The organism is Nocardia sp. NPDC020380, assembly GCF_044386975.1.
Classification (GTDB): Bacteria; Actinomycetota; Actinomycetes; order Mycobacteriales; family Mycobacteriaceae; genus Nocardia.
The window spans coordinates 1-13647 of sequence record NZ_JBIRVQ010000001.1 but is presented as its reverse complement, the minus strand read 5'-3'; the positions used below and the strand labels follow the sequence as shown (position 1 = coordinate 13647).

General features: G+C 67.0%; 13 protein-coding genes and 1 pseudogene. 9 read left to right on the top strand and 5 right to left on the bottom strand.

Annotated features, from left to right (window positions below):
* The first annotated feature begins 12 nt into the window (after positions 1 to 12).
* The 3 genes and pseudogenes from nirD (at position 13) to ACH438_RS00060 (ending at position 2806) form a co-directional block, all read left to right on the top strand.
* Positions 13 to 405 (top strand): nitrite reductase small subunit NirD, encoded by a 393-nt coding sequence (gene nirD, locus ACH438_RS00070; protein WP_396999423.1) that lies wholly within the window; start codon positions 13 to 15, stop codon positions 403 to 405.
* Positions 402 to 1547, top strand: a pseudogene (locus tag ACH438_RS00065) (uroporphyrinogen-III synthase); the annotation flags it as partial. The gene nirD and the pseudogene ACH438_RS00065, both read left to right, overlap by 4 nt.
* Positions 1548 to 2008: 461 nt before the next feature.
* Positions 2009 to 2806, top strand: a complete 798-nt coding sequence (locus tag ACH438_RS00060; protein ID WP_396999421.1) for a sirohydrochlorin chelatase — start codon at positions 2009 to 2011, stop codon at positions 2804 to 2806.
* A gap of 7 nt (positions 2807 to 2813) precedes the next feature.
* Here ACH438_RS00060 and ACH438_RS00055 read toward each other — a convergent pair whose 3' ends face one another.
* Complete coding sequence (locus ACH438_RS00055) at positions 2814 to 3443, bottom strand: TetR/AcrR family transcriptional regulator (protein WP_396999419.1); 630 nt, start codon at positions 3441 to 3443, stop codon at positions 2814 to 2816.
* A 120-nt stretch (positions 3444 to 3563) separates the two neighbouring features.
* Between ACH438_RS00055 and ACH438_RS00050 the strand changes: the two genes are divergently transcribed.
* Positions 3564 to 4454 (top strand): SDR family NAD(P)-dependent oxidoreductase, encoded by an 891-nt coding sequence (locus ACH438_RS00050; protein WP_396999417.1) that lies wholly within the window; start codon positions 3564 to 3566, stop codon positions 4452 to 4454.
* Here ACH438_RS00050 and ACH438_RS00045 read toward each other — a convergent pair whose 3' ends face one another.
* Positions 4455 to 5090, bottom strand: a complete 636-nt coding sequence (locus tag ACH438_RS00045) for a TetR/AcrR family transcriptional regulator (RefSeq protein ID WP_396999415.1) — start codon at positions 5088 to 5090, stop codon at positions 4455 to 4457.
* Positions 5091 to 5185: 95 nt separating this feature from the next.
* On the opposite strand from ACH438_RS00045, the gene ACH438_RS00040 reads away from it, so the two are divergent.
* From ACH438_RS00040 to ACH438_RS00020, 5 genes are all read left to right on the top strand, one after another.
* Positions 5186 to 6571: a flavin-containing monooxygenase gene (locus ACH438_RS00040; protein WP_397000669.1), complete on the top strand. Its 1386-nt coding sequence runs from the start codon at positions 5186 to 5188 to the stop codon at positions 6569 to 6571.
* Positions 6568 to 7716 carry a serine hydrolase domain-containing protein gene (locus tag ACH438_RS00035; protein ID WP_396999413.1) on the top strand — a complete coding sequence of 383 codons (1149 nt, stop codon included), beginning with the start codon at positions 6568 to 6570 and terminating at the stop codon, positions 7714 to 7716. The genes ACH438_RS00040 and ACH438_RS00035 overlap by 4 nt, the downstream gene beginning before the upstream one ends.
* 112 nt (positions 7717 to 7828) lie before the next feature.
* A complete protein-coding gene (locus ACH438_RS00030) occupies positions 7829 to 9487 on the top strand; it encodes a class I adenylate-forming enzyme family protein (RefSeq protein WP_396999411.1) in 1659 nt (552 codons plus the stop codon).
* 6 nt (positions 9488 to 9493) lie between these two features.
* Positions 9494 to 11254 (top strand): amidohydrolase family protein, encoded by a 1761-nt coding sequence (locus ACH438_RS00025; protein ID WP_396999409.1) that lies wholly within the window; start codon positions 9494 to 9496, stop codon positions 11252 to 11254.
* Complete coding sequence (locus ACH438_RS00020; protein WP_396999407.1) at positions 11251 to 12027, top strand: SDR family NAD(P)-dependent oxidoreductase; 777 nt, start codon at positions 11251 to 11253, stop codon at positions 12025 to 12027. The genes ACH438_RS00025 and ACH438_RS00020 overlap by 4 nt, the downstream gene beginning before the upstream one ends.
* 39 nt (positions 12028 to 12066) lie before the next feature.
* Here ACH438_RS00020 and ACH438_RS00015 read toward each other — a convergent pair whose 3' ends face one another.
* Genes ACH438_RS00015 through ACH438_RS00005 form a run of 3 tightly spaced genes read right to left on the bottom strand, consistent with a single transcriptional unit; the run spans position 12067 to position 13454 of the window.
* Positions 12067 to 12732, bottom strand: a complete 666-nt coding sequence (locus ACH438_RS00015) for a Uma2 family endonuclease (protein WP_396999405.1) — start codon at positions 12730 to 12732, stop codon at positions 12067 to 12069.
* Positions 12733 to 12783: 51 nt separating this feature from the next.
* A complete protein-coding gene (locus ACH438_RS00010; RefSeq protein ID WP_396999403.1) occupies positions 12784 to 13182 on the bottom strand; it encodes a type II toxin-antitoxin system VapC family toxin in 399 nt (132 codons plus the stop codon).
* Positions 13179 to 13454 carry a type II toxin-antitoxin system VapB family antitoxin gene (locus tag ACH438_RS00005; RefSeq protein WP_396999401.1) on the bottom strand — a complete coding sequence of 92 codons (276 nt, stop codon included), beginning with the start codon at positions 13452 to 13454 and terminating at the stop codon, positions 13179 to 13181. The genes ACH438_RS00010 and ACH438_RS00005 overlap by 4 nt, the downstream gene beginning before the upstream one ends.
* Positions 13455 to 13647 lie beyond the last annotated feature (193 nt).

The following is a 13647-nucleotide window of genomic DNA, read 5'->3' as shown; positions in this document are numbered from 1 at the left end:
GGAGAGTTACCGATGACCGTGATCGACACACCCAGCACTGCCACCAGCATCACCGGCTGGACCCAGGCCTGCCGGTTGGACTATCTGATTCCCGGCCGCGGCGTGGCGGTCCTTTTGAAGGGCGGCCGTCAAGCGGCGCTCTTCCTGGCCACCGACGGCACGCTCTTCGCCGTCGGCAATATCGATCCGTTCGGCCGGGCGGCGGTCATGTCGCGCGGCATCGTGGGTGATCGCGGGGGAGTCCCGGTGATCGCTTCGCCGCTGCTGAAGCAGGCGTTCTCGCTCGTCGACGGGCGTTGCCTGGACGATGCGAGCCAGTCGCTGCCGGTGTACGCCGTCCGGGTCGTGGACGGTGTGGTCGCGGTGTCCAACGACCCCTTGCGGTTCACCGGCGGTACGGCATGACCGAGGTCGACGCGGGTACCCCGCTGGCCGGGTTCACGGTCGGCATCACCGCCGCACGGCGCGCGGACGAGCTCGGCACCCTGCTGGCCCGCCGGGGCGCGACCATTCAGGCCGCGCCGGCGATCCGGATCATTCCCCTGTCCGACGACACCGAGCTGGAGCGGGTGACGCGCCAGCTGGTGGCGGATCCGCCGCAGATCAGTGTGGCCACCACCGGTATCGGCTTCCGCGGCTGGATGGAAGCCGCGGAGGGCTGGGGGCTGGCCGAAGAACTGCACACCGCACTGGCTTCCACGCGTCTGCTGGCCCGCGGCCCCAAGGCCAAAGGCGCCATCCGCGCGGCGGAGCTGCGCGAAGAATGGTCTCCCGCTTCGGAATCCAGCGCCGAGGTGCTGGATCATCTACTGGCCCAAGGGGTCGAAGGCGTCCGCATCGCGGTGCAGTTGCACGGTGCGACCACCGAATGGGAGCCGGTGCCGGACTTCTGCGAGGTCTTGCGTTGCGCCGGAGCGGATGTCGTCCCGGTCCCGGTCTACCGCTGGGTCCCGCCCGACGACCGCACCCCCATGGACCGCATGCTCGAGGCCATCGTCACCGCCGCCATCGACTGCGTGACCTTCACCAGCGCCCCCGCCGTCGCCTCACTCCTCATGCGCGCCAAGGAAACCGGCCTCCTGGAAGCCGTCCTGCACGCCTTCCGCACCCGCGTCCTCCCCGCCTGCGTCGGCCCCATCACCGCCGCCCCCCTCGAGGAACTCGGCGTGGCCACCTCCATGCCCGCCCGCGCCCGCCTGGGCGCCCTGGCTCGCCACGTGGCCGAGGAACTCCCGCGCCGCGCCAACCGCATCCCCGCCGCCGGCCACACCCTCAGCGTCCGCGGCGCCTGCGTAGTAGTCGACGGCCAGGTCCGCCAACTGGCTCCCGCCCCCATGGCATTGATGCGCTCCCTGGCCCGCCAGCCCGGCCGCGTGGTCTCCCGCGAGGACCTCCTGGCCGCCCTCCCCGGTGGAGGCGACGACACCCACGCCGTAGAAACCGCCATAGCCCGCCTCCGAGCCGGCCTCGGCACCCCCAAGGCCATCCAAACCGTCGTGAAACGTGGCTACCGCCTGGCCCTCGACCCCGCCGAGTGCATGGACAACCCCCACCCGACCATCGCGACCCCACCCGCCCGCCAGCCGCTCCCGGCCCGGCCCCAGGTCCCCGGTGCGCGGCGCGATTTCCCGTCCCAGATTTCCGGCACGCGCCCGCCCAACTTCGATATGCCGACCGCAAGTCCCGCACAGCCTCAGGCCAATACGCAGCGTCCTGTCGTGCCCGCGCCGGTCCCGGCGTCCCGGCAGAATCTCGGCGCCCGCGCGCTCGGCGCCTCACACCCGGCAGCGGGCGGTGGGGCGCGCCCCACGATTCCGCCCCGCTCGGTGCCCGCTGCGCCGGCAGCGAGTTCTGCTGCCCGCCCCGACACTTCTGGACACGCTCCGGGGCCGGGTTCGCCGGTCGGCGGTTCTGCTGCGCGCCCTGAGGTTTCGTCGCGGCCGGTGGTTCCGGCGCGGTCGGCCGGGCAGCCCGGTGGGGCGGTGCGTGGGCGTGCTTCGGGGGTGTGGTGAGTAGCCCGGCGCTGGTGCTGGTGGCGCATGGCACCAGGAGCGCGAAGGGTGTGGAGATGATTGCCGAGCTGGCTGAGGCCGTGGCTCGGGAGCTGGGTGCGCCGGTTCCCGTGCGTGGTCTCGCGGGCGAGGGTGCAGGGACGGATGCCGGTGCCGTTTTCGGGGCTGCACCGGCATCGTTACTTTCGGCGCCGGTGGTTCGCACGGCGTTCGTGGATGTGCTGGGGCCGGCGCCCGCCGAGGTGCTGACGGATCTGGGTTCGGTTCCGGCCGTGGTGGTTCCGGCGTTTCTGGCGTCGGGGTATCACGTGTATCAGGATGTGCCGCGGGAAGTGGCCGCCAGTGCGCATCCGGCGGTCGCGGTAACCCCCGCTATGGGGCCCGATCCGATGCTGGCCATGGTCATGCGGGTGCGCCTACGGGCAGCGGGCTGGCGGCCGGGTGATGCGGTGGTGTTCGCGGCGGCGGGTTCCTCGGATGCTCGTGCGCGGCACGATGTCCGGCGGGCGGCGGGCATGCTCGCCGAGCAGATCGGTGCGCCCGTGCAGGTGGCCTACATCGCCACCGGTGAGCCTCGGGTCCCGGAAGTTGTTGCGTCCGTGCGCCAGTCCGGTGCTCGGCGCGTTTTCATCGCGTCTTATCTGCTGGCGCACGGTCTGTTCCATCAACGCCTGCACGAGGCCGGTGCGGACGGTGTGGCCGATCCGATCGGCACCCATCCCGCGGTGGTGCGTTTGCTGGCCGACCGTTATCGCACTGCCGCAGGCGCTTTGGCGCCGGTGCGCGTCGCCTGAGCTGAGCTCAGGACTGCCGGTCGGCCGAAGGATCGATAGCGAGCAGGGTCAGTAGCGGTTCGACGAGGGTGAAGATCTCGTCGATCCAGCTCTGCGGTTCCGCCGGTTCGACGAGGCAGTCGATCGCGATCCCCTTGCCCAGCGCGAGGATCAGCCCGGCGAGCACCTGCGGGCGGATGGGTACCGCGACTTCGAGTTCGGCGGTGACCTGTTCGATCAGTTCGGTGAGTTCGCGCCGTGCGTTCTGATCGCGTTCCGCGAGTTGTGCGGGCAGGGTCCGGCTGTGCCGGGCGGCGAAGGCGAGTTCGGCCTTGAACAGTGCCCATTGCGGATCCTGGATCGTGGCGGCCATCCAGGTCCGGAGGGCGGTGATGCGTTCGGCGACGGTGCCGGTGGCCATGATGTGGCGGACGGCCTCGAATTCCTCGGCGGTGTGCTTGTCGAGCACGGCGAGGGCGAGGTCTTCCTTGCTCGCGAAGTTCGAGTAGACCGCGCCGCGGCTGTATCCGGCTGCTTCGGCGACCTGATTGTTCGAGGTGGCGGCGTAGCCGTCGCGCAGGTACAGGGTGGCCGCGGATTCGATCAGCCGGGCACGGGTCTGCGCCTGGGACTGCGGGCGGCTCATCCGTGTGGGCATCCGGGAAGTTTATCGGGCTCGATTCGGCCGGTGAGGTGGCCTAGACTGCTTCAGATGTCAGCGACATTTGAATGTCGCTGACATTTAAGCCGATCCGCCAGGAAGACTGAGGAGCACACCGTGCCCAGCTACGAAGAACGCACGATCGTCGGCAAGCAGATAGTGATCACCGGCGCCACCAACGGCATCGGCAAGGAGATCGCCCGTGCGATGGCACGGCGAGGCGCGAACCTCACGCTCGTGGCGCGCAGCGAATCGAAGGCTCAGGACACGCTCGTGGAACTGGCGGCCGAACCCGGCGCGGTCGGCCGCCTCGACTATGTGCTCGCCGACCTGGCGGATCTCTCTTCGGTGCGCACGGCGGCGGCGCGAATCGTCGCCGATACCTCGCAGATCGACATCCTCTTCGACAACGCGGGCGTGCACAGCTTCGAGGCGGGCATTACCCGCGACGGATACGAGCTGATGGCCGGGACCAACCACCTCGGCCCGTTCCTGCTGACGCATCTGCTGCTCGATCCGCTGATCGCCGCCGCCCCTTCGCGCATCGTGGTGACGGCATCGGAAGCGCATCGCGCCGCTGCCCGCCTGCGTCCCGAGGATTTCGCGGAACCGTTGCGCCACAGCGCCATCGGCTCACAACCCATCTACGGGCGTTCGAAACTGCTGAACATCCTGTTCACCGAGGAGCTGGCCCAGCGGCTCGCCGGGACCGGCGTCACCGTGAACAGCTTCTGCCCCGGCGCGGTGGCTTCGGGACTGATCCGGAGTAGCCGCGTCATCTCCGCGGCGGCTCGAACCTTGTCGCACACACCGTTCGTCCGCACCCCCGAGCAGGGTGCGCAGATGGGGATTCGCCTGGCGCTCGATCCGTCGCTCACCGAAACCACCGGGCAGTTCTACACTTCCACGCCGGGCCTGCGGTTCCTGCCCGCCGTACCGGCCCGGCGCGATAAGTCGTTGCGCACCAGCACTTTCGATCGAACCGCGGAGCTGGTCGGGCTCGGCTGATCAGGCGCCGGGCGATTGCAGGGCCGGGAACCAGATATCGGTGAGGACATTGGCCGCCTCGTCGGCGGAGACGTCGATGGTGCCCTGCATCGCCCAGCGTGTGAAGAACCGTTCCAGCTGCGCGACGAGCAGTTCTATGCGCAGTCGCGCCTCGTCCTGGCGGTCGGCGGGCCACCGGGACAGGTACGAGGTCATGACATTGGGGAGCGCGAGGATCCCTTCGCGGGCGACCTCGCGGAATTCGGGTTCGAGCGCGGTGGCCTCGTCCCAGGCGGGGAGCAGGTCCTTGTATTCCTGGAACCAGTCGATGGCGCGCCGCATCCAGGCCGCGAATTCGGTGCGGGATCCGGTGTCGAGGACATGGTCCAAGTCTTCGTAGAAATGCTGGACGCTGGGCAGCGTGCCCTGTTCGGCGATGGCGCGCAGGACATCCGGTTTACCGGTGAAGTGCAGGTAGAAGGTGGCGCGGCTGCAGCCGACGGCGGCGGCGATGTCGTCGACGCGCACGGTCGCGTAGCCCTGGGTGGTGAACAGCTGGGTGGCGGCTTCGATGAGCCGGCTGCGGGTGAGGCGTTTCTGTTCGTCGCGCAGCGAGGTGCGGCGCGGGGTGTTCTGGTCTTCGTCGGTCCGGGTCACGCTTGAATAATAGACGCAAGTTCACTCACTAGACACGCTGTCTAGTGAGTGTTAGCGTGTGTGTCACATCACGTCCGGAGAAGGATTGAGTGACATTGGAAACACGTGAGTTGCCCCGGGTGTGCGTCATCGGCGCCGGCCCGTCCGGAATAACCGTCGCAAAACGACTGGCCGAGTACGGGATTCCCTTCGACTGCTACGAAGCGTCGGACGAGGTGGGCGGAAACTGGTACTTCAAGAACCCGAACGGCATGTCGGCCTGCTATCAGAGCCTGCACATCGACACCTCGAAATTCCGCCTGCAATTCGAGGACTACCCGGCCCCGGACGAGTGGCCCGACTTCCCGCATCACACCCAGTTGCACCGGTATTTCAAGGATTACGTCGATCATTTCGGCTTCCGCGATCGAATCATCTTCGGCAACAAGGTGATCTCCGCCGAGCGCGATGCGGACGGCCTGTGGGTGGTCACCACCGACGCCGGCCGCACCGAGACCTATGACGTGCTGCTGGTCTGCAACGGCCACCACTGGGACCCGCGCCTGCCCGACTATCCGGGTGAATTCGACGGCATCCTCATGCATTCGCACGCCTACAACGACCCGTTCGATCCGATCGATATGCGCGGTAAGCGGATCGTGGTGGTGGGCATGGGCAATTCGGGCCTGGACATCGCCACCGAACTGTCGCAGCGCTTCATCGCCTCGAAGTTCTACCTGTCCGCCCGCCGCGGCGTCTGGGTGCTGCCCAAGTACGTGAACGGCCAGGTCGGCGACAAGCGGTCCATGCCGGCGTGGATTCCGCCCAAGATGGCGTTGAAGATGAAGCAACGCTTCGTGGTGAAGAACCGCGGGCAGATGGAGGATTACGGCCTGCCCAAGCCGGATCACCTGCCCTTCGAGGCGCATCCGTCCGCGAGCGAGGAATTCCTGCACCGCGCCGGCTGCGGCGATATCACCTTCAAGCCCGCCATCACCCGATTGGACGGCGACAAGGTGCATTTCGCCGACGGCAGTGCAGAGGAGGTCGATGTGGTGGTGTGCGCCACCGGATATCACATCAACTTCCCGTTCTTCGCCGAATCGGAGCTGCTGCCCGATGAGCGCAATATGTTCCCGCTGTACCGGCAGATGATCAAGCCGGGTATCGACAACCTGTTCTTCCTGGGGCTGGCCCAGCCCATGCCGACGCTGGTGAATTTCGCCGAGCAGCAGTCGAAGCTGATCGCCGCCTACCTGACCGGCAATTACCGCCTGCCGTCGGAGACGGAGATGAAGGAGAGCATGCGCGAGGCGGAGGCGGCCCGTTCCGGCCGTTACTACGATTCCCCGCGGCACACCATTCAGATCGAATTCGAGCCGTATGTACGGGAGCTGGAGCGCGAGATGGCGCGGGGCGCGAAACGCGCCGCGACGCACGGCTATACGCTGCCGGTGCCGGCGCGTGCGGCGGGCGCCCAGGTGCGGGAGGGCGCGGCGTGAGCACTGTCGCGGGTTTCTGTACCGACGAATTCGCCGGGGTCCGTGCGGCTTTCGAGGAGCAGGTGGATTCCGGCGCCGAACTGGGCGCGTCACTGGCCATCACGGTGGACGGCACTCCGGTGCTGGATCTGTGGGGTGGTTACGCCGATCCGGAGCAGACGCGGCGCTGGGGTGCGGACACCCTGGTGAACACCTTCTCGATCACCAAGACCATGGTGGCGTTGTGCGCGCTGCTGCTGGTCGATCGCGGCGAACTGGATGTGCATCAGAAGGTGTCGCACTATTGGCCGGAGTTCGCGGCCAATGGCAAGGCCGATATCGAAGTGCGGCATCTGCTTTCGCACACCTCGGGCGTCTCCGGCTGGGAAGCCCCGATCGTGCTGGCCGATATCTATGACGCCGAGGCCGCCGCCGATCGTCTGGCGGCACAGGCCCCGTGGTGGGAGCCGGGCACCGCGTCGGGCTATCACGCCATGAACTACGGCCACCTCATCGGCGCGCTGATCCAGCGCATCACGGGCCGCTCGCTGCGTCGTTTCTTCGCGGAGGAGCTGGCCGGCCCGCTGGGCGCGGACTTCCACATCGGCACCGATGCCGAGGATTTCGGCCGTATCGCCACCTTGATCCCGCCGGAGCTCCCGGAGTTCGATCAGTCGTTGCTGCCGCAGGACAGTGTCATGTTCAAGACCCTGTTCCAGCCGCTGCTGGATTTCGCGGAGGTCGGCACGCCGGAGTGGCGGAGCGCGGAACTGGGCGGCATGGGCGGTCACGGCAATGCGCGGTCCATCGCCCGCTTGCAGTCGCTGATCAGTAATGGCGGTGAGCTGAGTGGCCGCCGTTTCCTGTCGGGCAAGACCATCGACCTGATCTTCGAGCAGCAGTCCGACGGTGTGGATCTGGCGATCATGCTGCCGCTGCGGTTCGGGATCGGTTACGGCCTGCCGCAGTCGCAGACGGCCCCGCACGTCCCGGACGGCCGGGTGTGCTGGTGGGCGGGTCTGGGTGGCGCGATGGTGGTGAACGATCTGGATCACCGGGTCACGTTCGCCTACGCCATGAATCGGATGGCGGCGGGCCTGATCGGTTCCGATCGCGCGGACGCCTATCTGAAGGCCACCTTCGACGCGGTGCGGGGACAGTCCTGATGTCCGGGAAAAGTTGCACGCCTGCGCCAGATTTTCGGCCGTTCATGCCCGCGGGCCCGGCTTGCTCGGGCAAGCTGCGAAGGTTCCCTGACGAATCGCGAGGACTTGATTCATGACGAATGCCGTTGACCTCCAGGCGCTCGCGGCGAAGGTCGCCGCGGGCCTGACCGGGCCGGGCGGGCCGTTCGAGCTGACGGTCGAACAGGTGCTGGGCGCCCCGATCCCGGTCTTCCGGAACCGCGCCCGCTCACTGCTGGAACTGCTCGAGGGGTCGCGCGAGCTGGGTGACCGCGACTATCTGGTGGCGGCGGGCCGGCGGCTCACCTTCGCCGAGCACTACGCGGCGGCGGGCGCGCTGGCGGCGGCGCTGCGGGAGCGGTACGGCCTCGGCAAGGGCGATCGGGTCGGCATTCTGGCCGCCAATGCGCCGGAATGGGTGCTCACCTTCTGGGCGGCGCAGCGGCTGGGCGCCATCCCGGTCGGGTACAACGCCTGGTGGGCGCCGCGCGAGATCGCCTACGGGCTGGAGCACACCGCGCCGAAGGTGGTGATCGCCGATGCCAAGCGGGCGGCGCTGCTGGCCGAGACCGGGACCGATATTCCGGTGCTCACCATGGACGGCGATCTGCCCGCCCTGCTGACCGAGTTCGCGGGCGGCAATCCGGAAGCGACCGTGGGCGAGGATGATCCGGCGATCATCCTGTACACCAGCGGCACCACCGGACGACCCAAGGGCGTGGTGCACACGCAGCGGAACATGGTGGCGGTCAGCGACTATCACCGTTTCAACGATGCGATGGCGGCCGGTTTCCGGGGTCTCGCGTGGGACGGTTCACCGGCGGGCCGCCGCTTCCTGGCGACCATGCCGCTGTTCCACATCGCGAGCCTGCACAATCTGGCGGTGCCGCGGATCGCCACGGGTGACGCGGTGGTCTTCCCGTCCGGTTCCTATGATGCCGATTCGGTGTTGCGGCTGGTGGAGACCGAGCGGGTCACCAACTGGGCGGCGGTGCCGACCCTCGCGAATCGCCTGCTGAGCCTGGATATCTCGCAGTACGACCTGTCCTCGCTGACCGCGTTCTCACTGAATTCGGCGCCGTCCTCGCCGGCCCTGCTGCAGCGGCTGCGCGAGCACTTCCCGGTCGCCTTGCAGGGCCTGACCACCAGTTACGGCTGCACGGAGAGCGGTACCGCCGCGACCGTGGCGACGCCGCCGGAGCTGGCCGCGGATGCGGAAACGGTGGGGCGCGCGGTGATCGGCGTCTCGATCGAGGTCCGCGATCCCGACGGCAAGCCGGTGCTGGACGGCGTCGAGGGCGAGATCTGTGTGCGCAGCCCGTACGTCATGCTCGGCTACTGGAACGACGAGGGCGCCACCGCGGCGTCCATCGATGCGGACCGCTGGTTGCGGACCGGCGATTTCGGTGTACTGCGCCAGGGCCGGCTCTATATCTCCGGTCGTCGTTCGGATCTGATTCTGCGCGGTGGCGAGAACGTCTATCCGCAGGAGATCGAGAATGTCCTCGACGAGCATCCGGCGGTGCGGGAATCGGCCGTCATCGGCGTCGCGCACGAGGATCTCGGGCAAGAGGTGGCGGCGATCGTCGTGGTCGACGCCCCGGATTCGCTGACCGAGGACGAATTGCGCGATCATGTGGCCAAACAGCTGGCCTACTTCAAGGTGCCGGCCCGCTGGCTCATCACGGCGGAACCCTTGCCGCGCAATGCGACCGGCAAGGTGTTGCGCCGACAACTCGCTCTGGGGGATTGAAAACCCATGTACGACACCATTATCAAGGGTGGCCGCTGGTTCGACGGCACGGGTGCGCCGTCCGCGATCCGGCATCTGGGCCTGCGGAACGGGCGGGTCGCCGCCGTGAGCGCGGAGCCGCTGGACGAAACCGGTTGTGCGCGTGTCATCGACGCGACCGGGCAGTGGGTCATGCCCGGCATGATCGATATCCACACCCATTACGACGTCGAGGTGCTGCTGGATCCGACGCTGTCGGAGTCGCTGCGGCACGGGATGACCACCATTCTGCTCGGCTCCTGCTCGCTGTCGACGGTGCATGTGACCGGCCAGGACGCGGGTGACCTGTTCGGGCGGGTGGAGGCGATTCCGCGGAAGCACGTGGTGGCCGCGGTCGACGACACCAAGTCGTGGACCAGCGCGCACGGTTATGTGCGGGCGCTGGAGTCGCTGCCGCTGGGCCCGAATCTGGCCGCGTTCATCGGTCATTCGGATATCCGGGCGGCGCAGCTGGGCCTGGAACGGGCCACCACCCCGGACGTGCAGCCGACGGCCGCCGAGCTGAAGGCCATGGAGCACAAGCTGATCGAGGCCCTCGATGCCGGTTTCGTCGGCATGTCCTCGCAGCAGCTCATGTTCGACAAGCTGGACGGTGAGGTGTGCCGGTCGCGGACGCTGCCGTCCACCTACGCGACCACGCGGGAACGGCGGCGGCTCAACCGGATTCTGCGGGATCGCGGCCGGGCCTTGCAGGGCGGACCGGATGTGGCGCGGCCGCAGAGCCTCATCGCCATGGCGGCGAGCACGCTCGGTTTCTTCCGGCCGAAGCTGAAGGTGAGCCTGCTGTCGGCCGCCGACATCAAGGCGATTCCGGGTGTGGTGTTCCTGCTGTCCGGGATCGCCCGGGTGCTGAACCGGCTGGGCGGCGACTTCCGCTTCCAGCATCTGCCGGTGCCGTTCGAGGTGTACTCCGACGGCATCGATCTGCCGGTGTTCGAGGAATTCGGTTCCGGTGCGGCGGCCCTGCATCTTTCGAACGAGCTGGAACAGCGTCGTGAACTGCTCGCCGACCAGGAGTACCGGCGCTGGTTCCGCAAGGATTACGAGAAGAAGTGGGGCCCGCGAGTCTGGCACCGCGACTTCTTCGACGCCGAGATCACCGAATGCCCCGACGCGAGCGTGATCGGCAAGAGCTTCGGCCAGGTCGGCGAGGAGCGCGGCGCGCATCCCGTGGATGCGTTCCTGGATTTGGTCGTCGAGTACGGCTCGAAGGTCCGCTGGCGCACCACCATCTCCAACCACCGCCCCGAGGTCCTCAACAAGCTGGCCGCCGACCCCGGCCTGCAACTGGGCTTCTCGGACGCGGGCGCGCACCTCCGCAATATGGCCTTCTACAACTTCGGCCTGCGCCTGCTCCGCCGTGTCCGCGACGCCCAGCAGGCCGGAACCCCGTTCATGACAATCGAACACGCGGTCCACCGCCTCACCGGCGAACTCGCCGACTGGTACGACCTCGACACCGGCCACCTTCGTGTCGGTGACCGCGCCGACGTCCTGATCCTCGACCCGGTACACCTGGACGAGTCCCTGGACGCCTACGCGGAAAACCCGATCCCCGAGTTCGACGGCCTCTCCCGCATGGTCAACCGCAATGACGCCACCGTCACCGCGGTCCTCGTGAACGGCGAATACGTCTTCGGCAACGGCAAGAAGGCCGAGCATCTCGGCACCGAACGCACCGGCGAGTTCCTGCGCGCAGGCCGCCACGGAACGGAGACCCACCGATGACCAGACGCTTCGAAGGCAAATCAGCCGTCGTGACAGGCGCCGCCTCCGGCATCGGCGCCGCCGTCACCGCCGCCCTGCTGGCCGAGGGCGCCTCGGTGGTGGGCCTCGATATCGACGAGGCCGGCCTCCAGAAGCGAGCCGCCGAATGGGGCGACTCCTTCGTCCCGGTGGTCACCGACGTGACCATCGAATCCGAAGTCGAATCCGGCATGGCCACGGCGGCAACCCGTTTCGGCGGCCTCGACGCGGCCTTCAATGTCGCGGGCGGCTCCCGCATCGGCGCCATCACCGAATTGACCGAAGCCGACTGGGATTTCACCGTCGACCTGGTCCAGAAGAGCGTCTTCCTCTGCACCAAACACGAAGCGCGGCACATGAAGGAGCGCGGCGCCGGCGCGATCGTCAACATCTCCTCCCTCGACGGCCGAGTCCCCATGCCCGGCGGCAGCCCCTACGCCACCGGCAAGGCGGGCGTAGTCATGTTCACCAAGAACGCGGCCCTGGAGCTGGCGCAATACAAGATCCGCGTCAACTCCGTCCTGCCCGGCTTGGTCGATACGCCGCTGGTGGCCGCCGTCATGGGCTACGAACCCGCCAAACAGATGTTCCTGGAACGCATTCCGATGGGTGTAGCCGCCACCCCCGAACAGATCGCCGGTCCCGCATTGTTCCTGGCCTCCGAAGAAGCCTCCTACATCACGGGAATCGACATGGTCGTAGACGGCGGCTGGGAACTCAGCAACTTCCCCAACCTGGCCAAACTCGCAGGCTGACACCCCAACCCGGACCCCTTCTGCGAGAAGCGGTCCGGCTCAGGGTTCGAGTTCCGTCCAGGGGATGTCGATCGGGAACGGGAAGATGGTGTGAATTCCGCTGGTGTTCTTCGGGTTCCACTCGTCGATGAGGATGTAATTGGCTGGGTGCAGTGGCTGGACTCCTGCCGGCAAGGATCCGGGTCCGGTCTCCAGGGCGTAGGCGCGCACGGTGTCGATGCCATGGACCGGTTCGGCGGCGTGTGAGAGCGCGACCTCCCAGTACCACGGGATTCGTGCCTCGGCGTAGCGGGCCTTCTTTGCTTCGATATCGCTGTACCGATTGCTGGGGGACAGGACTTCGCCGGCGAGTAGTACATCATCGCCGCGAATGTCCTGGTATCTGTTGGCCAGGCACCGGTAGATCAGGACGTCCGGAGTGACGAAGTCGGACTTGCCGGTGGGTCCGAAGAAGATACTGGTCTCGGTTGAAGCACGCCAGCATTGGTCGCGATCTACCGACATCGACTCTCGAGCATGATGCCGCAATGCGTTCCATATTGTGTTGGTGTAGTCCTGATGCTCGGCCGGACCACGCCGCACCCAGACGACCCGTCCATTCCACAACTCGATCTGGCCCGCTACCTCTTCGGGTAGCTGTTCGAGCTCCTCCCATGTCATGAACTCGGGAAGCCCGGGTGGCTCGCAGTAATGCCCTATCGACATGATGCTCATCCTAACCGCGCGTGCGTTTCGACCAGGCGAAATCCGTTGACCTCAGTCGTGGAGGGCTGAGCGGATGTCGGTGTGGATGAAGTCGTTTCCCTTGTACAGCAAGGGTTTATCGGTGGTGATGGCCAGGGCGTAGGCGAAGCAGTCGCCGAGGTTGAGCTGGGCGCGGTGGCCGCTGCCTTTGCCGAAGTCACGGTAGGCGGCGCGGGCTATGGCGGCCTGCTCCACGGTGATCGGTTGTAGGTCGATGCGCAGGCGCTTGATCAGTTCGTCTGCGCGGCGGGCGACGATGGGGTCGGGGTGGCGATCGACCTTGATGGCTACCTCGAGATGATTGACGACTGACATCATCGGCTGTGCTGCCGAAACGATTGCCTTCAGGAACGCCGGGCGTTCGGGCTCTTCTTGCAGGATTGCAATCACGGCTGAGGCATCGACGATCACGCCGGCATGCCCTCTTCGTCAAAGAGGTCGTCCGTGGACAGGGTTGCCCGGAATTCGGGTGTCATCCGGGAATGGAGATCGGCGAGGATGACTTCGATCTCCTGCAGTTGCACGTTCATTCGCGGATCGGTTCGCTCTTGATCGACGGCATCGAGGTCTCGCAGCATCCGGGTCATCGCTTCCTCCACCACGCTGGTCTGGGACAGGCCGGTGCGTCGTGCCGCCTCGCGGACGAGGGCATGGACGTGTTCGTTCTTGATGTTCAGGCTCATCGTTCCTCCTCCTGTGCCACGAACGACACCGTGTCTACCATTCTAGATTCGAATGGTAGACGCGGTGGAGGAATGGCAGTTCAAGCCGTGGGTTCGGAGCCGCGGTAGGTGTAGAGGTCTTGGACGAATTTGCGGCGGAGGGCGGGGATTTTGCTGGTGAGGCTGAAGTAGGTGCGGGCGGCGAAGAGGGCCA